This window comes from Cupriavidus sp. U2 (genome assembly GCF_009663685.2).
In the GTDB taxonomy this organism is placed as follows: Bacteria; Pseudomonadota; Gammaproteobacteria; order Burkholderiales; family Burkholderiaceae; genus Cupriavidus; species Cupriavidus necator_C.
On the sequence record NZ_RCOG02000008.1, the window covers coordinates 12,739 to 37,971 of the forward strand.

Sequence of the window (25,233 nt, forward strand, 5' to 3'; positions counted from 1 at the left end):
GCTCGGTTCGACCACGGCGATTGGCTGGAATCGACCCTTCTGAGCCGTTCAGCCAACCCATGGCAACGGCAGTTACGCGATATCGTACGGCCATTCGGACGCGTTTCAGGTTAAGTCAGAACCGAAACTGGCCGCAAGCGCCTAGTTTCGTACGGGGCTCGCTCGCGAGTGCTCCATCCTCACGGAGGCAAGGCTGTCTGACCCCTATAGAGCGTGGCCGATGTAACCCATATTGATATCAGATGTGAGCATCTCAGTACATGTCGAAGTCGTCCTCGCCGTAGACTTCTGCCGGCAGTACGCCGCACCAGCTAGAGAATAATGCTTGGATAGCAATAACAATTTCGGGGAGTGGGAAGGTGGGTCGACGACATTGTCTTGTACTTTTTCTATTTTTTCTGCAATTAATATTCTGCATTGGCCCATCTCATGCCGCAGAGAGAAAGACATACTGGAAGCTCGCTGCGGTTCCGCAGGGCACGAAATTAAACACCGATTTTCTCTATAGCGCGCCGCAGGATGCTTGTCCGGATGCATTCCAGGCGTTTAGTGCAGTGTATGAATATCCTACCGTGCGGTGGTACCTTAAACAGGATCCCTACGTTGAGCGACTAGTTCACTGCAACGCAATTATCCTGAACACAGCAAATCAGGAAATCGAGTACGGTAGTTTTGCGACGGTGGAACGCTTTTTCAAGTGTCCTGATGGTCTAGAGTTTACTAATTCCGCATATATATGCCCGGTGGCGGATTGGCCGGAAGATAGCTGCGGGAGCGGCGCCAAAGTGGCCTTGTCGTTCAATGGGGTATCGCTTGCCAGTTGTAAAGCGCGGGAAAAGTCCTGCCCATATGGGAACCCGGTCTTCCCCGGGACAGGCATTAAGGTTGCGACCGAAATTGATTACGCCGCAGCGGGTGCGGACGCGCTCTCGCTGATACGCACTTACCGTTCGAGCTTTCACATTGCCCCCAAGAACGGATTCGGTGCCGTTTGGATGCACCAGTATCAGAAGCGGCTGGACACCTCCATCATGTACGAACCGGGTGGTAGCGTGGCGGCGCTGCGAGGAGACGGTAACTATCTGCGGTTTTTCAAGAGCGGCTCGGTTTGGCTTTCCTCCGAAGGGCGAGATCGGTTGATTCCATCGTTCAGCAGCACGGGCGCTATTACGGGATGGCAATATGAGTCCGCAGAGGATGGCACCGTTGAGGCCTACGACAACACTGGACTGCTGCGATCCGTCACGGCGCTAAATGGCTGGCAGACGGGCCTTGTTTACAGCGATGCCACCACCCCGATAAGCATCGCGCCAAGAAGCGGGCTCCTGATCAAGATTCGGGGTCAGTTTGGCCGTGAGATGCAGTTGATCTATGACTCGCGTGTGCGAATCACGCGTGTGGTCGGTCCGGCCGGCAAAGCCACGGACTACCAATACGACAACAACAATATGCTGGTCACGGTAACGTGGTCCGATCAAAAGATCCGGCAGTACCATTATGAGGACAGCCGATTCGCTTATGCGCTGACTGGCATCACGGATGAGAAGGGTGTTCGCTATGCTACCTATGCGTATGACTCGCTCGGCCGCGCCATCAGCACTGAACATGCTGGCGGCGTAGATAGGTTCCAGTTCAATGTCCTGGGGAATGGCCAAACGTCGGTCATTTCTCCCAGTGGCACTGGCTTTACGCTGAGCTCGGAACTGCAAGGTACCGTTTTGCGACCGACTTCAGCTTCGGCCGCTTGCCCGGAGTGCGGTGACATTGCGAAATCGACTTCCTACGATGCGGCGGGGAATGTCGCGACCAGAAGGGATTTTGCCGAAAAGGAGACGCGCTACAGCTACGACGCGCTCGGCCGGGAAACCCAACGTGTCGAGGGCTACGGCACGGCCGACGCGAAGACCACGACAACCGAGTGGCATCCGACGTGGAATCTGCCATTGAAGGTGGCTGCGCCAGGGCGGGTCGACTATTTCACCTACGACGGGATGGGTCAAATGACCGCCCATGGGTGGTTTCCCACAGCCGACGCCAACGGCAGCCAAGGGCTCAACGCAGCGCCATCGGGCGCGGTGTCCAGCAACAGCTATGGCTATGACACCAATGCGCTGATGACGGCGCTAACTGAGGTAGAGGACGGTGCGATCGCCAAACAATGGAGCCTGACTTACGATGCACAGGGAAATCTGCTGACGGCAACAGACGGCACGCGGACAGCGCGGGCACTGGCGTACGATCCATCCGGCCGTTTGCTTGAGGCGGTGAACATTGACGGCGACACGCTCAAGTATGTGTACGACTCCCGAGGCCGGGTGACGCAGTATGTATTCGGGGAGAACGTGACTGCGTACGTCTACGATGCGATAGGGCAAAAGATTCAGGTTACTAGTCCGGAAGGAGACGTGACAAACTACGTCTATGATGCGGCCCATCGCCTGATCGATGTTCTGTACAACGGCGAGTCTCTGACTACACCGGAGGCGCCTGAGACGGCGGCCATCACGATGGCAAAGGCAGAATCCGGGGCCGACAATGCCGGTGCCAATCCCTTTGCGTCGTGGTTTGGCTGGATCGCCAAGCTATTCAAATGGTTGTTGCCGTCGGCACATGCACAAGGGGTACCGGCACCTTCACCGCCGATCTATGGAGGCGGTGGCTCGGCACCGGGCACATACACACCCAATCCGCTGCAGGACTTGGTGCCGGGGCTGAATGGTGACAAGACGCCTGGCCAGTGGCTGGCCATGGCAACCCAGCGTGCCGTCGACTATTGCCGTTCAAAGGTGCAGGAGAACATTCATCGCGGGAAGATCCAGGCTCAGGGCGCCGGGTATCGTGATCCAGGTGTAGGAGATGCCGAAACGTGGGGACCCCAGCTAAGCCCGCCGACGGTGGAGTGGGGGCTACAAGCGTTGGAGAGAATTGAAGCGCGCATGAATAACAAGCAGCGTAGCACCAGAAATCAGGCGCTCAAGGACGCAAAGAGATATGTAATCTCAACAGGGCGCGCCGGCGGACTCGACGCAGTCAGAAAGAAGTCTTTCTACAATGACGAGATCCGGAAAGAGAATGAAGATGGTGGCAGACGAGATGAGCGCGTTGATGTCGATATTCTGGGTGGCAAGGCGTTTGTGCCCTGAGGAGAAAAAATGATGCAAAAATTTGAGCTTTGGGAATTTTTCAACGAGAAGGGGAATTCCTACTCGGTTGAGCTATGCGAGGAAGGGAAATTTGTGAACCTCGATCCCCCGGAATGGAAAAAGCCACGATTGCTTAAAGTGTTCGAAGCGCGAGATATCGACGAGGCGACCCAGATGCGGAACGACTATATGGGTTGGGGAAAGCATTACCCTACGAAAGACTAGGCGATGGCCCCAGACCGAGCCAACGTCGGCTCATGCCTACACAGCGGACGCCCACGAACTAAATCGCAATGACCGAGTCGGCCGGCCCCTGCCTTCCATCCGATCAAGATGGATCATGTCAACGCATTCTGGTGTTTTAACAGCCAGTTTCGAGCCAGCGCGGTTGTCAACAGGGGCTGTTCCAGGGAAGGGAAGTGACCACAGCCCTCCAGCATGTCGAGTTGGGCGTGGGGCATGAGCCTCGCCATCTCTTCTCCAATCCCGGTGGGCAGGAACCTATCGACCATTCCCCATGTAATAAGGGTTGGGGCGACGATGGAACTCAGCTTGTCCCAGTGGTCCCTTCGGGTAAGAGCAGCGTCTGACTGACGAGCGAACACTTCCGCACCGATGACTCGTCCCATCTCGATAAACACGGTGCGGCAGTCCGCTGCTGTATCCGGCATCGCCGCAGTGGCAAATTCTTCGAGCACCTGATCGAGTTGCCCGCTTCTAAGCCGAAAGCTGGTTTCCCGCACTGCGTCGAGGTCAGGGTGTGCCCCCGGATTGCAGTTCATCAACCACAACCCCGCAACGCGTTCTGGTGCACGAATCGCTGTCTCAATCGCAAGGCACCCACCGTAGGCGGTGCCGGCGATGATAAATCTGCCATGGATGCTGGTCAGCAAGTGTTCTGCACCCGCGTCAAACGATTGGGCGTCTACCACCATAACTCTGCACTCCGTCAGGTCTGATAGACCAGAAACCTGCGCGGCATACATACGTTCGTCGCATGGCATCGCGGGCAAGAGGATGAGGGGTAGCAATCAGTGCTCCTGTGCTGGTTGGAGGTGCATGAGTATTTCGGGACTACGCAAGGCCGCCATCGTCCCTTTATAGACCCTCAGCAGCTCGCCTTCAATGGCCGCTATCCAGTACTAGCCAGTCGTTGAGATCTTCGTTCGATTGTCGACTCCTGCGGCTACCGTCAACTGCCGACACCTAAAGTGCGTGCCTGATTTCAACTCGACTTAACCCTGATATGCATTACAAGATACATGGTTCGATGCGATTTGTTTAAACTCAACCCAAATTAATCAAGGCGGCGCTTCGGCAGTCGCGACTTCGGGTCGGTAAAAAATGAATCTAACAATATCCGTTTCGAGCGCGGCGACGGGCTTGCACCCGTTGCGAGCGCTCCAAAATATAGCTTCGCTGAAGCTGCTGGGAATTTTTGGAAAATTTCTTCCGATCGCATTATCACTTGCGGGATTTTGTTTCGCTTCCTTTGTATCAGAGGCAAAGGCTGATCCGCCCGTGCAAGCCTTCATTCTTAGATGGAACGATACCTATCACAACGAACCGGGGAACATCAAATCATCGGCTGCAGCCTTATGTACAGAGGTTCTGCCGAAAACCTTTGCTTCGGACATGCCGGGATGGACGCTGACGAGTTTCCCATATTTCGGCAGTCGGGGTATGTGCGTGATGGATATAAGGCAGAATTACGACGGAACCGTTATGACAGACTGGCCCGCCGGCTGGCCATACTTGTATGGTTCCATTTGCGAGGATGGGTCGAAACCTGATACGACGAAGCCTTTGGATCAACAATGCGGCACGGTCCGGGGAAACGTGTCGAACTACCCGGGCTCGCAGATCCCCGTCAATCAAATCGATGAGCGGAGCTGTGCCGTTGGCAATCCATGCTCCGTTGGCTCAGGGCTAAAGCGGCAATCCGAGGTTGACTATGTCGGCGCCGGCGCTCAGCCTCTATCCCTGCAACGAACCTACCGATCGAGCTACCTGGTGGCGCCAAGAAAAGGCTTCGGTGCCCTGTGGATGCACGAATGGCAGAGGCGTCTGGATTTTTCTTCGTACTCTGGCACCACGCCTCTGCTCACTGTTCAGCGTGCCGATGGCAGTCATTCCAACTTCGGCCCCAGCAACGGTATTTGGCTTTCCGTAGATGGAAAAGGCGATTCCCTGACGCCACTTCGAGATGGTAAAGGAGTAATTTCTGGCTGGCGGTTTGCCCAAATAACGATGGGAGTCACGGAAGACTTTGACATTGCCGGCAAGCTCCTGCGCGTACAAAAAGCCAATGGTTGGGCAACGTCGCTGACATACAGTGACGCAAGCACGCCCTCGAGCATTGCACCGGAACCGAATCTTCTCTTGGAAGTTCGGAATGCATTTGGTCAGAAGCTCTCTTTTGCGTACGATGCGCAGAGTCGTATCGTTGCTGTCACCACGCCCGGCGGGAACGTAATCACATATTCGTACGATGCCAACGGCATGCTGAACGGCGTGACCTATGCCGATGGCACGCGACGCCAGTATCACTACGAAAACTCCCAGTACCGCTGGGCGCTGACGGGCATCACTGATGAAAAGGGCGTCCGGTTCGCGACGTATGCCTACGATTCCCTCGGCCGCGCCACCAGCACCGAACACGCCGGGGGCGTCGACAAGTTCCAACTGAGCTTCCTCGGGAATGGACAAACATCGGTGACCACCGCGGACGGCACCAGCCGCACCTTCACCTCGGAACTGCAGGGCAACGTGCTACGTGCTACCGGCGCCTCGGCCCCCTGCCCAGCGTGCGGGGACATCGCCAAGGCGGTGACCTACGATGCGGCAGGAAATGTTGCGAGTCGGAGGAATTTTGCGGACAAGGAGACGCGCTACAGCTACGATGCGCTCGGGCGCGAGACCCAACGCATCGAGGGCTACGGCACGGCGGACGCGAAGACCACGACCACCGAGTGGCATCCGACGTGGAATTTGCCGCTGAAGGTGGCTGCGCCCGGGCGGGTCGACTATTTCACTTACGATGGTCAAGGTCAAATGACCGCCCATGGGTGGTTTCCCACAGCCGACGTCAATGGCGGCCAAGGGCTCAACGCAGCCCCATCGGGAGCGGTGTCCAGCAACAGCTATGGCTATGACGCCAACGGGCTAATGACAGCATTGACCGAACAAGTCGATGGCACGGCGACCCAGCAGTGGACGTTCGGCTACGACGCACAAGGCAATTTGACGTCTGCGGCAGACGGAACCGGTAGAACTTCGCATGCTGTGCAATATGATGCCGCCGGGCGCCTCCTCGAAGCGGTCGATCTGGAAGGCGTGACCGTCAAGTATGTCTACAATCAGCGAGGTCGCGTGCTCCAGTACCTGTATGGCGAGAACGTGACCGCATACGTGTACGACGCAATCGGGCAGAAAGTCCAGGTGACCAGTCCCAACGGAGACGTCACGAACTACACTTACGATGCGGCGCACCGGCTCATCGACGTATTGTTCAATGGTCAGTCGCTCACTGGCCCAGACCCGGATGAGCAACCTCTGGCCCTAGCCAGGACATCGGCAGAAGATGCAGGGGCCAATCCCTTCAGTGCATGGATGGGTTGGGTTTCGAAGCTATTCAACTGGTTGTTCGGTTCGGCACATGCGCAAGCGATACCAGTGCCGGTAACGGCAGTAGGCGCATCTATGTCGATTCCTGGTACCTACACACCGAACCCATGGGACGTGCTTGCCCCCAACCTCGGTGGAAAGAAGCCTTGGGAGTGGATGGCGATTTGGACGACACGATTGATTGAAGCGTGTTCGGGAAACAGTCCGAAAACCGATCACCGAGGACGGATTCAGGCGCAAGGTCCTGGCTATCCAGATGAGGGCGTTGGCGATGTTGAGGCGTGGGCGCAGGCGGACCCGCTTTCTGCAGCGTCTGGATTGGCGAAACTGGAAGCCCTTGAAGGGCGAATGACAAAGAAGCAGTATCAAGCTCGTTCACAGGCTTTGGCGAGAGCTAAGCGGTTTGTTGTGAATGCCAGCAGAGGCGGCGGAACAGGCCCAACGAAACAGACCTTCCGCAACGATGAGGTCATCGCAGTCAATGGCAGTGAGCGCATTGATATTGAGGTACAAAAAGGCATGGCTTTCGTGCCGTAAAGGGGGAACAGGATGACCAAGACATACGAGATTTGGCAAGCAATCTCGGACATTGATGGAAGCGGACAAAACGCGCTTATCGAAAAGGGGCAATTCGAAGCGCAAGCCCACTTGTTCGAGGGCACGCCAGTGCTACTAAAGACGTTTGATGCCGAAACCTATGACGAAGCCGCACAAATCTATAACGATTACTTCGGATGGGGCAAATACCACCCGATGAAAGACTAGGGGTTGATCGGTGTTACGCTCGGCGCGAGACGATTGGGGACGAGCGGTGCTCTTGATGGGAATCACCAAAGCCGAATCAACGTCGGTTCATGATAGTTGAGCGGACGTTTGTCGCAAAAGGTTACCTCGCCCCTAGAGGGATTTTGATCCAGCGGACACAATTCATGCGCCGCTCAAAGCAACCCCTCGGTTGAAATCGTCCTCCAACGTCCGCGACGACGCACAGCCGTCTCGGCTGAAGCTAGCACCGGAAACTATCACGAGCGGGCCAAGATCATCGAGCGCCTGTATGTATTCGCCACGACCGGTGCCGAAGTTCATTGTCCTCAATTTCAATGCGCAACACGCGATACGCTGATCAGTGCCCAAAGCCCCTGGGTGACAGCGACTTCTCAATGCGCAACAACAAGGTTTCATTAGATAATTTTTGGGAAGGCTGTCAGAAGGTAGGCCCTGGCTGCGACCACTGCTACGCCGAGGCGCGTAATGCGCGTTACGGCAGCGGCCATGCCGCCAATTGGGGGCCGGGCGCGCCCCGCCGGCGCACCACCACCGCCAACTGGCGAAAGATGATCCGCTGGAACGTTGCGCACGCCGCGTTTGCCGCAGTCCACGACCGCCGGCAGCGTGTCTTCTGTGCCAGCCTGGCGGACGTGTTCGACAACGAAGTACCAATGGAGTGGTTCATCGACATGCTCGATGTCTGGCGCCAGACGCCGAACCTCGACAAGCTCGTGCTGACCAAGCGCATTGGCAACGTCACAAAGCGCCTGGGCGATGCATTCAACGTCCTGATGTCGCGCGACGATTTCGGCGACAACCCCCTCGTACCGTGGCTGGCCACGTGGATCGCTGGCAACGCCCCGGCCGATGTCTGGTTGGGCGCAACGATCGTGAATCAGACTGAGGCCGATCGCGACATCCCAAAGCTGCTTCGCACCCCGGCGAAGACCCGCTTCCTTTCGATGGAACCTCTGCTTGGCCGCGTCGACGTGTTTTCGACCCTCACCGGTGACCTACTCCACACGTCCGGCAACGACTACAGCCCGGGCGCTATCGACTGGATCATTGCTGGTGGCGAATCCGGGCCCGGCGCGCGACCTACGCATCCGGCATGGCTGCGCAGCCTGCGCGACCAGTGCTCGGCCTCCGGCGTGCCGTTCCTGCTGAAGCAGTGGGGCGAATGGCACACCGCGGCCGTACGGACCACGACCGGCGAAGCCGTTTTCCGGACATTCGACACGTTCGACCAGTGGGTGAACAAGGCCTCTAGCTGGATCGCCGGCGGCATCTGTTTGGACCGAGACGGCCGGCAGCTGGCAATTGGCGCGGATTTCATGCAAGCCCGGGACGAAGGCCGCTTCCCAGTGACGGTGATGCATCGGGTCGGCAAGAAGGCGGCCGGCCGTCTCCTCGATGGCATGCTGCACGACGCCTTTCCCACTGCATCGCTCCCCGTGGCCGACGCTGGCCATGGATTCCTTCCTCACGGCGTCGCCTAGACGTCAACCTCAACCTCGAAATAAATGCAGCAATACGACAATGAAGGGCGAGAGTACCCCGAGCCCGAAACCGTCCTGGCCATCCGCGGGGCCATCACCACCGGCCAGATGGGCGGCCCGATGGGCCCGCCAGGCCATTGGCTCAACGAGTTCTGGCAGATCGGCGCAGCCCTGCGGGACCACGCGGAAATGCTGCAAGGCTTCCAGGGAACCGTCACGCGCGAGAKTCTCAGCACAACKAGCGGCTATCTAGCCGTAGAAAAGCCGATCATCGAACAGCCCGTCTGCGAATTCTGACGGGCGCAGGTCGCGGGCAGGCATAATCCCGGGATTTTCAGCAGCGGATCCTTGCCATGCCCAGCGGCCTCCTCCAATGCGCCCACTGCGACGGCGCCCCCCTCTACATCGCCGGCCGCCTGCAGGCAGTCATTGTTTGTGAAGAATGCGGCATGTCGACGCCGCCGATCCAACTCGATGGCGCCAGCAAGGACGCGGCCTTCACCCAGCTCAGCGCCATCTGGAACAACCGCGTCGAGCACCGGCCCGCCGATGAGCAAGCCATCTCGATGACTGCTCGCCGCGCGCTGACCGTCTCGGACATTCCGTACTTCCTGAACCTGGTMGCCTCCACAACGACCGACTGGGAGGCAAATGGCCCGAAATTCGCGGCGATGGCCGCTGCCCTCGCCCAGCCTGGGTACGAGTTCAAGCACGTGGACCCACCTGAAACCGTGGTGTCTCAGGCCGCGCGCTATCAGAAGCTGTTGAAGCGGGCGAAGATCATCTATATAGACGGCGCGCCAATGGTCCGCTTCGAGCCAGTGCCGGCGCTATGCGCTGAGATTGCCGAGGAGGCGTTGGCCGACAAGGAGTGGCCGCTGTTGGACCTGCACGATTTCATCGGCAAGGCCATCGATGGCGTGCCGGATCACTGGCAACCTTGACTTCGCGTTGGGGATGGCAAGCTGAAATGGTCACTATCTCRGACCTTCAGCCATGACTCGCCACTTCGTAGTCGCCCTCAGCCTCGCGCTTGTCGCAGCCACTCCTACGCCGTCCTCTACTCCGCCCAGACTCGCACCGCGCTTTGGTCGGCCGAGCGGCTCACGAGGGAATCCGTAGAAGCCGCACGCTCGCTGCCGCGCGACAGCGATTTCTACGAGGAGGAACGCCTTCCGGCCGCCGACCGCGCACACCTGCAGGACTTCAGCCGATCTGGAATGGACCGTGGGCACCTTGCCCCAAGTGGGGATGTCGCAGACAAGGCATCGCAAGCCGAAAGCTTCAGCCTGGCCAACGTTGTTCCGCAGAACAGCCTCTCCAACCGTCGCACCTGGAGCCACATCGAGACGTCGGCACGCCGGCTGGCTCGGCAATACGGCGCAATCCAGGTTGTCACCGGTCCGGCATTTTCGAAGACCAGCGCGACCCTCAATGGCCGTGTTCGGATTCCCGACTTCCTCTGGAAGGCTATCTATGTGCCCGGTGTCGGCGCCGCCGCCTACGTTGTCCGCAACGATGCGACGCCAGCTTACAGCGCGATCAGCATTGATGAACTGGCGCACTTCACGGGCGTCGATCCTTTCCCGGGGCTCACTCGTGCGCAGCGATCGCAGCCCATTGATCTACCCGCGCCGACACCCCATCCCGGCGAAAAATCCTCGCGCCGCGTGAAGTTCTCTTGGCTGGTGTCGGGCGAATCACTGGCAGACAAATCTCCCGCAGGCTCGATCCATCGACTCGTAGGCGACGCCGGCGCCCTGGCTACCTTGCTTCTGGCCTACGCACGGTAGCCCACCGGACAAGTAGTCGAAGGAACATGTTCCCTTCAAAAACGACGAAAGGCACGCCCGTAGACGTGCCTTTCGCGTTTTTGATACCAGTTTTGCGCGTCTACCGGTTGGTCCAGAGCCACATCCCCAGACCAAAATAGATCGACAGCGGGATGCTGGCTCCCGCCAGCACGGCAAGCGCAAACCTGAGGCGTGATGGCCGGCCTCGCGCACCGGCGAGCTCTATGGCGCGCGACCGAACACTGTTCACCGTCCGCAGTACCGTCTGGTCCAGCAGCGTTTCGTCGAGGCCGGCCAACCACGCCATGTCCGAGTTGTGAATCTCGCCAACAAAAATCGAGATCTCGCTGGCGCCGAGCACTCGAGCCCGCTCCACAGCAAACTCCAGCATAAAGACGCTGCGCAACGGAATGTTGAGTTCCGGCTCAATCATCGCGAGCCAACGCCAAACCGGGTCGGGAAAAACGGGCCCTTTGCGGTCACCACCGCCCGTGCGCCGACGACAGTTCTCCACGAGGTACGAGTAAGGATCGGGAAATCCCGCAAGTCTGCGACGTTCCTCGGGCGACAAGGCATGGAAGGCCGCGGAGCCGCCGATGTCCTGCAGGCGACGAACACCGCCCGTTCCAAAGCGGTCAACCTCAGTTCGGCGCTCACGACGCATGCCGGCGGCCACCATGAACATTCGCATCGGCGTCAGCGCCGCCTTGAATTGCATCCGGAAGGCGTCGCGCAGCGGAATCTCGGTCCAGTCGTCCATCTCCACCTGGATGCCTCGATAGAGCTTCCCGAACTTCGTCTCGCCAAAGACTAGCTCGCCCGGGGCATCTTCGATGGCCTGCTCCACCAGGGCCTTGTATTGCCGGTTGGTGCCGCCGGTCAGACCGTGGAGAACTCCATAAACGTGACACGTGACGCCCCGATATCGCACGATCGTTGCGTCGATGCGTTGGGGGAGCTCCGTGGTATCGGCGAGCAGCTGTGCGACTGGCACGTAATGCGGCGAGGCCGCGCCCGTCCGGTCACTTTGCACCGGCGTCACCGTTTACGGCATCCTTGAATCGCTGACCGGCCTTGAACTTCACGGTCTTGGCTGCCTCGACCCGGATTTCTTCGCCGGTGCGAGGATTGCGGGCCATCCGCTCACCGCGCTCACCCTTGCTGAAGGTGCCGAAGCCGATCAGGCTCAGGGTTTCGCCGCGGCCCACGGCTTCCACGATGGCATCGAGGGTGGCATTGAGGACTTGCTCGGCTTTCGTCTTAGTCAGTCCTTCGACGCCACGGGCAACGGCGTCGATCAGTTCGGATTTGGTCATGAGGGTTCTCCTGTTGGATGTACTAAGGTATTCAAGCATGCCCCGGCTACATCGCCCGTCTTGAAAGACCCGCCAAAATCACGACCTTTCCGGTTTGGGCCCGACCTTACCCGCAATCGGCCGAGCAGGCAGTTCGGCAAAGTCCTTCAATCCGCCCAAGTAGTCCCGCCCCTGGCATGCCAGATTGAGATGCGCGACGTCGGCTTTCTGAAGCGCGACACCCAGTGCTTTCCCCAACACGTCGCCTTTTTCCGGCGGCATGACAGACGAAATGCGGAAAATCGTTCCAACCTCGGTATCGTGATCCTCTAGCTGCCACCCCGCCTTGCTCAGGGTCGACCTGGTCAGGCGGGCAAAGTGCATCGAAACCAAATCACTCAGATGGGCACCCACTGTGACCCCGTTTCCCCAGATCTCGCCGAAATCGAAGAATGGGTTGTCTGCGATATAGCCTTCAATTCCGACCTCGGAAGCTTCAGTCTCGTCAAAGGTATAGAGCAGAATCCCTCCCCATTTCGTGCGAACGCCACGGCGACGCGCCGCCGGCCACTCAGGGGAGGATATGGGGAGCCACGGCCATTCGGCGGTCGCGTTTGCCGCGACGCCGTTGGCTAAGATGCGTCGAAGCGCGTTGTCAGAGTAGCGTTTGTCTACATACATAGGGCATCTACGCCTCTATCCGGCTGAGAAACACGCTACAAAAGTGTCGTGTTACCGGGGAAATAGGGTGAGCATGCTCACACTTTTCGTTTCCACCCACAATATCGCCTGTTACGTTCACCGCTTCACCAACATCCTATAGAGCTTGGCGCGCGAAATGCCCAATGCCTTCGCCGCCGCGGCTTTGTTACCGCCGGACTGCGCAATGGCCGCCTCGATCTCAGCAACTGTGGGTTCAGGCCGGTCCCGGCTCCGCTGCGTTGCATATGTTGACAGGTACGCGTTGGCCTTCGTCGCCCGGCTATGGCCTGCGGCCTCGACAACCTTCCGCATGGCTTCGTGGTGTGCCGCCGGATCCTCTACCTTGCCACCGCCCTTGACGGCGGCAGGCTGGCCACTATGGCGCTGGTACATCTGCTGCAGGAACTGATGGCGCAACCCGTGAGCAGTAACCCCAACGCCGTCTTTCGTGACCCCGTGCTTCTCCAGTACGGTATAGAACCGGCGGCGCCATTGGTTCTGGGTGTATGTCGCGGGAATGAGCGTGCCTTTGCCCGGATTGGTTGCCTCGGACAGACTGGCCGCCTGGCCCAGCAACTCGTACTGCCAATCAAACTCGATAGGCACTCGGCGCGGCCGACCTCCCTTCGTCCCGTCATGGACATGCAGCATGCCGGACGGCAGAACGTCCAGCGCCGCTCTCAGACGCCAACTCTCCTTTGCACGCAGTCCGAATCCGGCTTCGAGCTTCAGCTGCAGCGCAACGTGTGTGTCCGTTTTGGCGATCTCCGCGATCAGTTCCGCGGCATCGATGCCCTTTCCGTCCCAAGAGCGATCCTCCTTCGCAACGTAGCTGCGGACGTAGCCCGCCGGTCGCACCACATAGTCGTCGATTCGACCCACCATGTTTGCCTTGCCCATCCAGGACATGAAGGCACGTAGATGTGTGAGCCGCAGTTCCACCGTGCCCACATTCAGCTTCCGCTCCTCCACCCAGTGGCAGACGAGCCAACGGATGTGCTTCTGCCGTATAGCGTAGGGCGAAGTCACGGCCATGCCTCCGACGCGCCGCAGCTCGACCATCATCGCCAGCAGCGCCTGCACCCGCTGCCGCTGAGACATCTGCGATAGCGAACGGCCGCTCACGCGGGTGCCGCTGTGCGGGAGATGAAGGTGCTCGGCCGCCAGGACGGCGAATTCCGCCTTGAATCGCTCGGGGAGGTTGTACTGTTCCAGGATCGGGCGCAGGTTGATCGTCTTGCTCATGTTCGTCTCGCATAGCGCTGCGCGCACGCAGCCGCGGGGCCGTGCATCTCGCACACAGCCCATTTCAGGACAGCGTCGACCCCGATTCGGAGCTGTCCCATTCGGTGCGCCGGGATACCACCCCCAGCTTGCCGGCCCACCCAGCCGGTCCTGCCACTACTCTCCCGGTCCTTTAGCGATGCCAAACCGATCAGCCCTGAGCATGGAAGCAATGCGTCGTGACTGTCCGCTTACGCGAACACGCAGGGCTCTCGCCGTGCGCGCCGCTTGCGCGGCTACCCTATCCGGTGCATCTGCTGATGCCGGCCTGCGTTCGTGAGGATTGCGTCCACACGCCTGCGGCCGATGCCGTGATGGGTAATTACCTGTTGCGCCGTTCTGGTACCGGTAGCGCCCCCCGGATCGATATCTGCTCAGAAGCCTGCGTTCACCGTCTCTCGGCACGCAAAGCAGCTCCCCACCCCAAAGTCAGATCATCCCCGCCGCAGTGTGTCGGGCTTCGTGATCCGCACCCAGCCACGCGGCTGTAAGGGTGTCGGGCATACGCGGAAATTCCACAGAGCACCTGTCCGGTGTCCGGCTTCGGAATTGCCCGCACTACGGTCTATTTTCACAAACAGACCGCCAATCGGCTTGGTATCGCGGTGTCCGGTGTCCTCACTATCCGACACGGTCCACTTGATTTGATTGAAAAAAAAGCCGGTTCAATTTCCGGCGTGAACAGCGGGCCTCGCAGTGACCCTTCACCAGGAAGAATCGGAGGTCATATGTGCCGCGCAAATGGCAGCGAGGTCGATGCGTCGGGGACGCGATAGGTGTGCCAAGCATAAACCATGAATCGAATCGATGGCAACGTAACACCCCCAAAATTCCCGCGCATTCGAGAACTTGACTTCAATTTTTCGACGGTAGAGTGGGTTGTGACGATGTGCCACGAAGTCGGACTACGTGGCACTTGATGCCACCACGTCCTTCGACGTGCCAAGTTTCATCATCGGAAGCTCTGGCTTGGTGGCACCTAGTGGCACGTGGACCGACTTGACCGACCGTCATTCGGTAATAGCACATCGACCAGAAAGAACCGCGTCCATCAGAAAGGAAATGTCCATGAAGCAACAAATCGACCAGATCAAGTACCCCACCTTTGCCATCGACGTCGGCTATGGCAACACGAAGTCCGCCTGGGCTATCGGGTCGGAAGTCAAAATGAACATGTTCCCGTCGCTCGCCCCCCTTGCGGCCACTACCGCCTTGAATGACTTCGGTGGCGGCGTATTCAAGGGCCGCAACGTCATCACGGTCGAAGTCGATGGTGCGCGGTATGAGGTGGGACCTGGCGTAGAGTTCAGCGGCGCCCATGTGAACACCGGCCGTTCCTTGGCGGAGGACTACGCTGCTACGGCGAACTATGCCGCCCTGCTTGGTGGAGCACTCTACTATGCTGGCGCCAGTGAAGTTGATCGCCTGGTGTTGGGTCTGCCCGTCCATAACACTCAGAAGTATGCTGCCTACCTCAAGGATCGCTTCGCGGGCACGCACAACTTTGGCTGGGGCGAAGTTCGTATCGGCAGCGTGCTTCCCCTTCCGCAGCCGCTTGGCACGCTGATCAGCTTCATCCAGCAAAGCGGCAAGGCATATGACCCCGACAACGCCTACCTCGTCATCGACGTTGGATACTTCACGACCGACTGGGTGGTCGCTCGCGGCTATACCGTCCACGATACCCGCAGCGGTGGCGTACCCGGCGGGGCCGCTCGAATCCATCAGCAAATCGCGAGCCTGATCAGTGCCGACCACAACGAGACTGTCGACGGAATTGAGCGCATCGACAGGGCGATCCGCGAGAGCAAGCCGCTCGTCTACTTTGGCCAGGACCTGGATGTCGCCCCCTACCTTGCCGAAGCAATGGCGCTGACAAATCAGCCGGTCAAGGAAATTCAGTCTCGCGTTGGCCGTACCGATGATCTTCGGGCAATCATCCTGACCGGCGGGGGTGCTCAGCTCTATGCTCCGGCGATTCGTGCGGCATTCCCACGCAATGTCATCCATATGATGGACGCACCGTGCTTCGCGAACGTTCGAGGTTTCTATACGATCGGCGCCGCGCAGCAAGCCAGCCGTAACGTTTAAGGCTCCCCATGGACAAGCAACAGATGACTGTGACTGTGTCCGAACCTGAGCTGCTCGCATACCTGAGGCAGTTCGCAGATGCGCGTGAACGGTCCATCATGCTCCGCCGGCTGGCTATACGCGGGCTTCAGGCCGGGCGATCCGCCGGCGCTGAGGACCTGATGCTGCCGCCAGCCAGCAGGCAGCCGACGCATACCAATGCGCTCCGGCCACCCATTGCAGACACCCGGCAGGTCCCACCACAGCACGGACAGGTCGCGCCCGCGCAAGCGGCACCGCCCCAAAATGTGGCCCAGGTGCCAGCCGCGGTTGTAGCCGAATCGAACGCGCCGCAGCTGGACGACACTGGCTTGTCAGATCCGCTTGCGGGAATCGACGTTGCCGCACTCAACGACGCCATGGCGCGCTACTAAGGGGAATTGACCATGGCAATTTGTGTGGCAATCTATAGCAAACTTCAGGAGAAAAACGATGAAATTCTTCGACTACCTTTCGACCAATCACGACGTCAACCGCTTCGTCTTCGCTGCAGTCATCTGCTACTGCGTACTGGAAGCGGTCGTCGCGTGTTACCGCGGCTTCAAGGCGCGCAAGCCCGCCTGAAAAGGAAGCGCACGCAGTAATGAAAAAAGCCCGGCGATTGCCGGGCTTTGTGTTGAATGGGATGGGACGCAGTCAATGGACCGTCCTGGGTGTCAAACAAAAATCCATGGCCGAATCGAACGAAAGGCCTTTCTCGACCAGCGTCAAGTCACCTGACGCCTCCCGTCGATAGACGTGGAAGAACTGCGCCTCCGATTGGTTAGCCTGCACGTCGCGCGTCAGCGTGCGACGCATGGCGTGGATATGGAGCTTATTCACGATCGCGGTAAAACCCTTTTGCGGCATTGCATTTCTCCTGGGAGATCCTGCCACAGTGGGAGTTCCGCCCACGCGGGACAGACCCACGGGGCAGAGGTTGAAAGTGATCCGCCTAAAAAAGCGGTATGACGTTAGGCGGCTACCGCCTGGTTAGACATCTGGCGCAACTGATAAACCGTGCGCCATTCATCGCAAAAATCAGTGCCCCGGACCTTTGGTCGGTGAAGCACCACCTTGTAGCCGGCCTGACGCAAGCGCTTTTGAAGCGCCAGCGCGTCGGCCACGCCGGGCGACTTGCCCGTCTTCTCGTCAACAGCATCGAAGTCCGCAAAGATGTGGACAGTCTGGATGCCAAGGCCGTCTGGTACAACGAACTGGCTGAGCAGGACACGATTCAGGCAGTACCACGTCGGTACACCAAACTGCATGTACGCGGCATAGGCCGTCTCCAGCCCTTCAGCAATGCCCAGCTCGCCATTGCGCGGCGCCATCAATCGCACTGCACCACCGGCCGGTGGAAGCGCTGACACGTCATTACGCTTCGAGGGAAGAATCTCCCCTTCCGCGTCGATCACCGTTGCCTTCTCTGGCCGACGGGGATCCAACGATGTCCGATGCACGGTTGCCATGCGGCCGTCGGGCAGCGTGAACTGCGCGACGATCGTGGGATAGCGCCCGATCAGCTTCTTCTCGTGCCAGTATTCCTGTACGGCCAACCTCAATGACTGGGGCTTCGGGGCACGAAGCCCGGGAACGCGGGCCGCCAGGTACTGCATCGCGTGGTCGCCCGGTGACAGACACGAAGCTGCAGACCACTGCTGTTCAATCCGGCGCAGCTTCGCCGCCGAATCAAGCGGCTTTCGCGTCGAAGCAGGCCGAACGGGTAGCTGCAATGGCGTCGGCATCGCCGCGCCGTTGAGCCGACACTTCAGCTCGTAGTAAGACATGTTGGTGTAGCGGCGGACCAGTTCGAGACCGTCGCCGCCACTAGGACTACCGTTATTGCATTTGCGGCACACCCAATCTCCGCGTTTGCGGTTACGGGTGTAGGTGAATCGATCCTTGCCACCGCATATGGGGCAAGGGCAAGGGCGGCCGCTCCAGAATGCATCCGTCAGGACGCCCGCAGGCAAATACTCTGCGATGAAAGCATCCCACTGACGGGATTCCCAACTCGCAACAATCACGCTCAGATCTTTCAGTTTCATGGGATGACTCCAATTGGAGTAGGTTTGTCGATGCCTGAGACAGGCGAAGGAACGCTTGCTCAAAGGACATCCCGGCATGTAGCCAGAAGGTCTTTTCAGCATGGCGAATTGATATCGGGGGAAAGTCAGAGGAGGCTTGGAGCCAAGGGAGACGAGCAGCCCCCCGCAAAATGGGAGGCCGCCGTATAATTCTAGGACAGAACAGCGTTCTGTCGGTCAGAACGGTATATCATCATCGTCCATATCTTCGAACCCGTTGGACGCCGCCGGTTGCTGACGACGCTGTCCGGCCGCCTGTTGGCTGTTGGCACTAGACTGACCACGGCCACTGCCGCCGCCCTGCGATTCCCGGCTGGAACCACCGCCGCCATAGCCGCCTTCATCGCCGCCACCGCTTCCGCCCTGACGGGCGCCCAGCATTTGCATCTGGTCGGCAACGATTTCGGTGCTGTACTTGTCCTGGCCGGACTGGTCCTGCCATTTGCGAGTACGGATTCGGCCCTCAATGTAGACGGATGAACCCTTCTTGAGATACTGGCCAGCGATCTCCGCAAGCTTCCCGAAGAAGGCAATGCGATGCCATTCGGTCGCTTCCTTGAATTCGCCGGACTGTTTGTCCTTGTAGCGGTCAGTGGTCGCGAGGCGAACGTTGGTGACAGCGTCACCGCTCGGCAGGTAACGGATTTCAGGATCAGCCCCGAGGTTTCCCACGAGGATGACTTTGTTTACGGATGCCATGTTGCTTCCTTGTCAATGAATGCGGTTAATGGACCAGACCCAACGGTCCCAAAGTTGCTGCTTTTGTGTGCCCCTTTCGAAGATGGGCCGACCAGTCGCCTGGTCAAAAGCAGGAACCTTCTCCTTATAGAGACGTTTAATGCCGACGCGCTCACCAACTTTGCAGCGCGCATCCGCCAAGACGTCCTTGAGGCCTTCGCCCTGCAGCGTCTTGACACCATTGCTGGTGTCAAGCTTCACGGCGAACGACGTATAGGTTCGCTTGCCACCAGGCCTTCGGTTGGGGAAGTCCATCTCGCCCCATTCGATAAGAGTTCCAACGGTGTAGTCAGCGGACGATGCCTCTGCCAGCGGTGCGTTATGCGTGGGTTGGGCATTGGTTGAGCCTCGCCCGCGATCTGACATGCCCTCGCCATCTCGCTTAGCTCCAGCGGCTTTGTGATCCACCGGCGGTGACGACTGCTTAGGTTGATGTTTGGCGTCACGCATTACTGCTTCGGCGACCGATTTGGGAGTTACTCCATTTTCGTCATAGACGCGTACCTTGGTCCAACGAGGAAAGACCTCCGGTAGCAGCTTTGAGCCGAACGCAGTGGGCTGGATCAGGCGATCGAATTCCGCTCGGAAATGGACGACGCAGTCGCCTTCATCACGGAAGAGATGGGGTACGCCGCTGATGAAGATCTCGAATTCGTTATCCGCGCCTGTTCCGACAGCTACTTGTTCCGCTTGCTCGGCGTTACCGGCGTTCTGCCCCAGAATGGCAACCGTCGCCTGCTTAATGAATTTGAACAGCGACATGGGATTTCATAGGAGTGAGCCACAGCACTGTTGCCGGACCTCATCGAGATCGGCTTTCAGTCGGGCATTGTTGAGGACAACGTCTTGCAGTACTTCGGGGCTCACGCCACACACGGCGCAGACGTATGTATAGGGAAGCGCTCCGTCCCAGTATCCAAAGATCCAACCGAGCGTCATGCAGTACTCCTCATGATCGAGCGGTTTCCTTCGGATACGAGCGCGCAAGAGCTCTGCGCAATCAATCAGCGATTCAGGCATGTTGTCGCCGCGACGGCTGTCGCATGCCAGGCTAATCAACGCGTCGACCATCTTCTCCCGCACCGCCTCGCTCCAGTGCGAGGGATCAGGCAAAGGGTCAACCTTGGGAGGCGAGACAACGATAGCGGCCGCTTCACCGAAGAAGTCCAGCTGCCATCCTGCTGTGTTTGTGTCCATGATGGTCTCCGGACAGGCATCCGGAGACCCACCTGCCGGCGGGTATCGGATACCCGCGACAGGTGGAATGAGGCCGCCCAAGGGAGGGCGGCTAGTGATTAGGAACGATCGTGCGTTCCGGTGCGACGGATAGGCGTGACCACGGCCGAGCGTTCGTACTGCTTCTCGGGTGGCTGCGCCGGTTGCTCGACGGTCCGTTGCGGCTTAGCTGGCGTATCCGGCATCGACACCTTGGGCGCTGCTGGTACGACCTTGCTCCACTGGATCGCCTTCTCCTTCAGGTAGAAGAATCCGACGACTGCAACGAACAAACCAACGATGAAGGATTGTGAGGCCACATACAAAAGCATTGCCCAAAGGAAAAGCTTGAGCGGACGCTTGATGAGGCTATTTGCAATGGATTCCATGGTTTCTCACGAGAAAACATATAAGGGGGGATTTCCTGGCGGAAGCCAGGCGATTATTCGATGCTCGCAGAGCAAGGAATCCAGGAGACGCGCACGCAGAACAACGCGCTTGCGACATGCATCGCATGTCGTAAAAGCGCTATCGCTGAGTACGGCTAAAGGGAGTGTGCGGTTCGCGACGCCACAGTTGGCGGCGCGAGTAGCCTGCTGGCTACCGCTAATATCGATGCGTCGGAGACGCTGAAGGTGGTTGAACTCTACACTCGAATCCTCCACCTGACAAGGTCGAGCGACAACGGGCCCCTCCCTTCAAATCGCACACCTGAATCCCGAGCTTTCGAGTTTTTTGGGAGGAACATGTTCCTCTTCTGGACGACATCTCTGGTCCCGAACCTGTATATACAGCCCACCCCTTCTGAAGTGGCACATACCTTCAAACGACTAAACCGAGGTCGTTAAAAGACACGGAGAAGTTATGCTGTTTCGAATTTGACTTTTGAAAGAGGTGTGGTTTTGCCTAGCTTTCGGGTCTCGCAGACACTCGCTAACAGCATATGCTTCCCCCCTAGTCGCTGCACCTGTTTCGTCCCCTTGACATTGAGTTTCGAGTGGTAGGTTGAATGAGTGCGGCACGGGTCCGCATCACTCTCCTTATCTTGAACAAGGCTAAACAATGACAAAGAAGGGTAAAGACGAGGACAAGGTTCAGTATGATCTTGTCAATCCAAGCACAAATACCTCGCTGCGCGAGATGGCGGTACACGAGCTTGGTCAGTACGTCGATACGGCCGCCATTGGCCGAATCGTCCAGGCCGCTCATGAGATCGAGCTGTCGCGCAAACGAATCCTGAGTGAGCACACCGCCATCGGATCGCGGATGTTCCAGATCTACCACGTCATCCTCACGTCGGTGCAGAAGCGACTTGGTGATACGGAACGCGCGACACGGGAGGCCGATGCAATGCTCTACGCCTTCGCATCCAAGGCGCTCCGCATCTCCCGCGGCTCTGCTATTAAGTATCTTCAGGCGTTCCACCACTTCTCGGACAACGTCGACGCCATCACGTTTCTGAACCTTGGCGAACTGACCATCCTGAAGCGGTCGGACATTACGGACGACGAAATACAGCGGTTCATCGACGCGAGGAAAGCAGACGAGTCGTATTCTCGCAAAGACATCCTCCCTTACATCGAGTGGTCCCGGAAGACGCATCAAGAACTCAACACGGTCATGGCCACGCTTCAGGCTGCGGAAGACCAGCTGAACGAGAGCCTCGAACGTCAGCGGGATCTTGAGGCCCAGATGCGAGCGATGCGCGAGCAGGTCAACTCCGCAGATGCACAGAATCTCGCCCAAAAAGAGCAACTCGACAGGTCAACTGCAGCGTTGTCCTCTCAGGCCAACACCGTGGAATCGCTTCAATTGGCAGTCACGCGCCTAACCAACGACAAGAATGCGCTGCAGAAATCGTTGGCTGAATCGAAGATCCGTGAGGTCGTCAAAGAGGTTCGAGTGGAAGTGGTGCCGCCTGAATACAAGGATCTCACGGACGCGACACGGCAGCTTGAAACGACCAACGCCCAGTTGCGAGATGCGCAACAGCGGCTCAACGAACTCAACACCGAGATCCAGGGTCATGAGTCAAAAGCTGCAGACACGCGCAATGTTGCACTCCGCATCGAGGGTCTTCGCGCGGACGTCGACGAAGCCCTGAGCAAGCTGCGCAACACGGTCAAGTCAATCAAGAAGCGCGAGCACGGGGCTGCCCTGCAGTCGCTTCGGCGCACGATTGAAACCTTCCACAACGAACTTATCGGCCTGACCGGAGCTTGAGATGCAGATCGCCCATTCCCGCTCAATTTTCGAGCAATTCATTCTCCCATCCTGGGTACAGGACCGTGCCCTCTCGGCAAATCTTCGAATCAGTAACTATGTGGTGAACGCGGTGGCTGTGCGGCCGGCGCTTGCAGACGTATTTCGTGTATCCCACGAGAACCTGTTGGCACTCCGTAACGACCAAGAGAATTCCACCAAGGTGTTCTGCACACCCTTCCTGGCCTTTGCACCGACCCTCTCCACTATCGCAGATTGGCGGTCGTTCATCGAGGGCACCATGCCGACCGTCACGATGGACCGGTTGCAGGCGGGCTTGCCGCATGATCTATCCGTTGTCGAGCGGCTCGCGCTGGAACATACCAACCGCTCGTACATCACTGCACTATATGACATGTTGAACATGTCGGTCTTGGCAGCGCCTTTGCTCGGCGTCTCGAACGAACTAGCCGCCTATCTCCGTTCAGTGCCACAGCATGAAATGGACGTCGCCATTTCGGATCGCCTGGTGCCTCTTTTCCAATGGCGGTTTGCAGACGAGATGTTCTGGCTCGAGACGCACGCCGGACGCTTGTCGAGAGAGCTGATTGCGCATTATCTGATGGAAAGCTCGCCGCTACGCACGGATAGGCTCCCGCATTCCGGCCCTTGGGGAAAATTCCGCCTCGAAACGTTTGTTCGCGACGCGCTGTTTGAGGCGTTCCTGTACTTCTCTTGCCGAGCGAAGAGCGTTGCGTCATTGTTCAATACGAGCGTCGACACCGCGCGCGAGGCCTATCGCCGCATTCACGGCAAGCCGTCGCCATCGGGTCAGCCGCCCTCCTCCCTCACCTGGTTCATCGAGACGGCACCGCGCCGCGTACAATCCACCTTCCAGATGTGGTTGTTTCGCTCCGCGATCGCCTGCGACGTATCTACGCCGGAGAGCTTCGTCGCCGCGATGGACATCAACCGAGCGTTCTTTGCGGACGACTGCAAGGTGCCTCCCGAGCGTTCCATGCATCTGGCGCGCTCGATGTCGATGAATGAGGAGCTCGCGGTGTGGCCGTGCCGCAAATGCGGTACGCCCTATCTTGCTTCGAACTCGTCAGACAGGATTGAATTGTCCCAATCGTTCACTTGCCCTTGCTGCAACGGAACATTGACTGCGACGCGTGGAGGTAATCGTCGGCGCGGTCCGAAATAATCTATGTCTGGCCCCTCTTACAGGAGAAAGTTTTGGGCGGCTTGCTACTCGTATTCGTGATCTATTTGGTTCCGACCATTATTGCCGTCTATTTCGCCAAGAAAGACGGCCGGTCGATACTGGCTTGGGGAGTTGTCTGCGTCATTGCCAATTACCTTGGCCTCCTCGCCTACTTTCTCACGCGAGGCGGCCCGCCGACGTTGGACAAATACGCCGAAGCCCACCCCGAAAACGTTACGCCTCGCGGCATGTCGTGTTATCGCTGCGGGTCGCGCAGCATTCGCGTCTGGCGCGAGCAAGCATTTGTTAAGGTGCGGCAATACCATATCTGTAACCACTGCGGAACGTCGTTATACCGTTCGCGGTAGGCGCACCCCTCGAATCGGGGGTTTAGCACCGCAATGAAGCGACCGATACACCTTCGGTCCGCCTTCTTGTATTCTTGCGGGCTGTGTCTTCTTTGTGGAGTCGCAACGAAGAAGACTGGTCGTCTGGATTCTATCTGATCGACCTACCTATCGGGCCAATACAAGACCGAGCAAACAGATTTTCGGCCGCTTTAAAGGATCGCGGCCAGCTGATTTTCCCCGACTTGACTTACGGAGTTAGTCGGTAGGATTGAATCAAGCGGTTCAGATCGAATCGCGGTCCATCCTGAACACAGAGGAAGAAGAAAATGCAAAAGACCAAACTCGCTCTCTCCATGATTTCTGCAGCTGCACTGCTGAGCCTGGCCGCCTGCGGTGGTGGCGGCGGTGACAGTGCTCCTACGACGCAGCAACCGGCAACGCCGACGCCGCCGGCGCCGACCATCACCGTCAACGGCTCCGCAACGACGGTTTCGGCTGACCCCCTGGCCTTCGTCTTCGTGCCAGTAGACGCGACCTCCAATGGCCTGGCAGCACGCGCCGGTGCGACTGCCAATGCCCCAGCGACACTACAAGCCACTACTGCGGAAGGGGCCTACAAGACGATCGCAGGCAATGCCGCGAGCGTTATCAGTCTGACGTCGGGAACCATTGCCGACGTGGGCGGCAATGGCCAATTCTCGATTGGCCGCTGGACTAACGGTGCGACGAATGTCGGTTCCATCAACGCAAACCAGGGCGCTCACTACGTTGTTGGCAAGCCTCTGGCGCTAGTCAGCGTCCCCGGCCCGACGGCAAAGCTCACCTGCACCGCACAATTCGCGACGGCACCGACTGCTGTCTCGGGTAACTTTGCGGCTGGGAAGCTGAACAGCGCGACGGCAGTGATCAATCTCAATGGCCCTTCGATTGAATCGCTAGCGTTGGACTTGTCTATCGCGTCCGACCGTGTCACCAAGACATTTGCCAATGCCGGCGTTGTAGGCGTGAACTTGTCTTCTACAGGTACCCTCCTCGCGGAGACTATGGGCAGCGACCAAGCCAAGCCCTATCTGTCCGTCGGCTACACCGTTGCGAGTCAGTCCAGCGGTGATGTCTCTGGTGCGATTGTGTTCGCTTGCCAGTAAGCCCAGCCTCGTGGCAAAGAAAAAGCCGGCAATGCCGGCTTTCTCCATTTCTGTCAGCGATGTAGA

The 25,233-nt window shown here is 58.5% G+C and carries 25 protein-coding genes; 14 read left to right on the forward strand and 11 right to left on the reverse strand.

From position 1 onward, the window contains the following. The first annotated feature begins 359 nt into the window (after positions 1 to 359). Both D9X30_RS08035 and D9X30_RS08040 read left to right on the forward strand, forming a co-directional pair. Positions 360 to 3,143 (forward strand): DUF6531 domain-containing protein, encoded by a 2,784-nt coding sequence (locus tag D9X30_RS08035; protein WP_153949994.1) that lies wholly within the window; start codon positions 360 to 362, stop codon positions 3,141 to 3,143. Positions 3,144 to 3,152: 9 nt separating this feature from the next. Next, positions 3,153 to 3,368: a hypothetical protein gene (locus D9X30_RS08040; RefSeq protein WP_011514931.1), complete on the forward strand. Its 216-nt coding sequence runs from the start codon at positions 3,153 to 3,155 to the stop codon at positions 3,366 to 3,368. Between the two features lie 113 nt (positions 3,369 to 3,481). Here D9X30_RS08040 and D9X30_RS08045 read toward each other — a convergent pair whose 3' ends face one another. Then, on the reverse strand, positions 3,482 to 4,078 hold the full coding sequence (locus D9X30_RS08045; RefSeq protein ID WP_227461077.1) for an alpha/beta fold hydrolase: 597 nt from the start codon (positions 4,076 to 4,078) through the stop codon (positions 3,482 to 3,484). 448 nt (positions 4,079 to 4,526) lie between these two features. Between D9X30_RS08045 and D9X30_RS08050 the strand changes: the two genes are divergently transcribed. From D9X30_RS08050 to D9X30_RS08075, 6 genes are all read left to right on the forward strand, one after another. Continuing rightward, positions 4,527 to 7,307, forward strand: coding sequence for a DUF6531 domain-containing protein (locus D9X30_RS08050; protein ID WP_158664421.1), 2,781 nt, complete (start codon positions 4,527 to 4,529; stop codon positions 7,305 to 7,307). Between the two features lie 12 nt (positions 7,308 to 7,319). After that, positions 7,320 to 7,535 carry a hypothetical protein gene (locus D9X30_RS08055; RefSeq protein WP_011514935.1) on the forward strand — a complete coding sequence of 72 codons (216 nt, stop codon included), beginning with the start codon at positions 7,320 to 7,322 and terminating at the stop codon, positions 7,533 to 7,535. 395 nt (positions 7,536 to 7,930) lie between these two features. Further along, entirely contained in the window at positions 7,931 to 9,037 is a 1,107-nt protein-coding gene (locus D9X30_RS08060) for a phage Gp37/Gp68 family protein (protein ID WP_228771098.1), read from the forward strand. A 24-nt stretch (positions 9,038 to 9,061) separates the two neighbouring features. Then, on the forward strand, positions 9,062 to 9,334 hold the full coding sequence (locus D9X30_RS08065) for a hypothetical protein (RefSeq protein WP_153949992.1): 273 nt from the start codon (positions 9,062 to 9,064) through the stop codon (positions 9,332 to 9,334). A gap of 56 nt (positions 9,335 to 9,390) precedes the next feature. Further along, positions 9,391 to 9,981 carry a hypothetical protein gene (locus tag D9X30_RS08070; protein WP_153949991.1) on the forward strand — a complete coding sequence of 197 codons (591 nt, stop codon included), beginning with the start codon at positions 9,391 to 9,393 and terminating at the stop codon, positions 9,979 to 9,981. Positions 9,982 to 10,002: 21 nt separating this feature from the next. Beyond that, positions 10,003 to 10,830 (forward strand): DNA/RNA non-specific endonuclease, encoded by an 828-nt coding sequence (locus tag D9X30_RS08075; protein ID WP_153949990.1) that lies wholly within the window; start codon positions 10,003 to 10,005, stop codon positions 10,828 to 10,830. Between the two features lie 100 nt (positions 10,831 to 10,930). On the opposite strand, the gene D9X30_RS08080 is transcribed toward D9X30_RS08075, so the two are convergent. The 4 genes from D9X30_RS08080 to D9X30_RS08095 form a co-directional block, all read right to left on the reverse strand. Continuing rightward, entirely contained in the window at positions 10,931 to 11,872 is a 942-nt protein-coding gene (locus D9X30_RS08080) for a hypothetical protein (protein WP_249640911.1), read from the reverse strand. Continuing rightward, positions 11,853 to 12,146, reverse strand: a complete 294-nt coding sequence (locus D9X30_RS08085) for an HU family DNA-binding protein (protein WP_153949989.1) — start codon at positions 12,144 to 12,146, stop codon at positions 11,853 to 11,855. Before D9X30_RS08085 ends, D9X30_RS08080 begins: the two co-directional genes overlap by 20 nt. 78 nt (positions 12,147 to 12,224) lie before the next feature. Beyond that, positions 12,225 to 12,806: a hypothetical protein gene (locus tag D9X30_RS08090; RefSeq protein WP_153949988.1), complete on the reverse strand. Its 582-nt coding sequence runs from the start codon at positions 12,804 to 12,806 to the stop codon at positions 12,225 to 12,227. 117 nt (positions 12,807 to 12,923) lie between these two features. Beyond that, the gene (locus D9X30_RS08095; protein ID WP_153949987.1) at positions 12,924 to 14,072 is read right to left on the reverse strand and encodes an integrase domain-containing protein; all 1,149 of its coding nucleotides are present in this window, start codon (positions 14,070 to 14,072) and stop codon (positions 12,924 to 12,926) included. Positions 14,073 to 15,179: 1,107 nt separating this feature from the next. Between D9X30_RS08095 and D9X30_RS08100 the strand changes: the two genes are divergently transcribed. The 3 genes from D9X30_RS08100 to D9X30_RS29695 are packed head-to-tail and all read left to right on the forward strand — an operon-like array spanning position 15,180 to position 16,805. After that, positions 15,180 to 16,202, forward strand: a complete 1,023-nt coding sequence (locus tag D9X30_RS08100; protein WP_153949986.1) for a PRTRC system protein D — start codon at positions 15,180 to 15,182, stop codon at positions 16,200 to 16,202. An 8-nt stretch (positions 16,203 to 16,210) separates the two neighbouring features. Further along, entirely contained in the window at positions 16,211 to 16,615 is a 405-nt protein-coding gene (locus D9X30_RS08105; RefSeq protein ID WP_153949985.1) for a hypothetical protein, read from the forward strand. Positions 16,616 to 16,673: 58 nt separating this feature from the next. After that, on the forward strand, positions 16,674 to 16,805 hold the full coding sequence (locus tag D9X30_RS29695) for a hypothetical protein (protein ID WP_283780772.1): 132 nt from the start codon (positions 16,674 to 16,676) through the stop codon (positions 16,803 to 16,805). 72 nt (positions 16,806 to 16,877) lie between these two features. On the opposite strand, the gene D9X30_RS08110 is transcribed toward D9X30_RS29695, so the two are convergent. The 6 genes from D9X30_RS08110 to D9X30_RS08135 form a co-directional block, all read right to left on the reverse strand. Continuing rightward, on the reverse strand, positions 16,878 to 17,090 hold the full coding sequence (locus D9X30_RS08110; RefSeq protein ID WP_153949984.1) for a hypothetical protein: 213 nt from the start codon (positions 17,088 to 17,090) through the stop codon (positions 16,878 to 16,880). Positions 17,091 to 17,194: 104 nt separating this feature from the next. Next, positions 17,195 to 18,265, reverse strand: a complete 1,071-nt coding sequence (locus D9X30_RS08115; protein ID WP_153950001.1) for a DUF7146 domain-containing protein — start codon at positions 18,263 to 18,265, stop codon at positions 17,195 to 17,197. Between the two features lie 222 nt (positions 18,266 to 18,487). Continuing rightward, positions 18,488 to 19,009 (reverse strand): single-stranded DNA-binding protein, encoded by a 522-nt coding sequence (locus D9X30_RS08120; protein WP_153949983.1) that lies wholly within the window; start codon positions 19,007 to 19,009, stop codon positions 18,488 to 18,490. Positions 19,010 to 19,021: 12 nt separating this feature from the next. After that, positions 19,022 to 19,810, reverse strand: coding sequence for a hypothetical protein (locus tag D9X30_RS08125; protein ID WP_153949982.1), 789 nt, complete (start codon positions 19,808 to 19,810; stop codon positions 19,022 to 19,024). 6 nt (positions 19,811 to 19,816) lie between these two features. After that, complete coding sequence (locus tag D9X30_RS08130) at positions 19,817 to 20,245, reverse strand: hypothetical protein (RefSeq protein WP_153949981.1); 429 nt, start codon at positions 20,243 to 20,245, stop codon at positions 19,817 to 19,819. A 98-nt stretch (positions 20,246 to 20,343) separates the two neighbouring features. Then, positions 20,344 to 20,652 (reverse strand): hypothetical protein, encoded by a 309-nt coding sequence (locus D9X30_RS08135; RefSeq protein WP_153949980.1) that lies wholly within the window; start codon positions 20,650 to 20,652, stop codon positions 20,344 to 20,346. A gap of 673 nt (positions 20,653 to 21,325) precedes the next feature. On the opposite strand from D9X30_RS08135, the gene D9X30_RS08140 reads away from it, so the two are divergent. The 3 genes from D9X30_RS08140 to D9X30_RS08150 all read left to right on the forward strand — a co-directional run bounded on the left by D9X30_RS08140 (position 21,326) and on the right by D9X30_RS08150 (position 25,167). Then, positions 21,326 to 22,486 (forward strand): hypothetical protein, encoded by a 1,161-nt coding sequence (locus tag D9X30_RS08140; protein ID WP_153949979.1) that lies wholly within the window; start codon positions 21,326 to 21,328, stop codon positions 22,484 to 22,486. Between the two features lies 1 nt (position 22,487). Beyond that, a complete protein-coding gene (locus tag D9X30_RS08145; protein ID WP_153949978.1) occupies positions 22,488 to 23,672 on the forward strand; it encodes a FlhC family transcriptional regulator in 1,185 nt (394 codons plus the stop codon). Positions 23,673 to 24,348: 676 nt separating this feature from the next. Further along, positions 24,349 to 25,167, forward strand: a complete 819-nt coding sequence (locus D9X30_RS08150; RefSeq protein WP_153949977.1) for a hypothetical protein — start codon at positions 24,349 to 24,351, stop codon at positions 25,165 to 25,167. Positions 25,168 to 25,233: the final 66 nt, after the last annotated feature.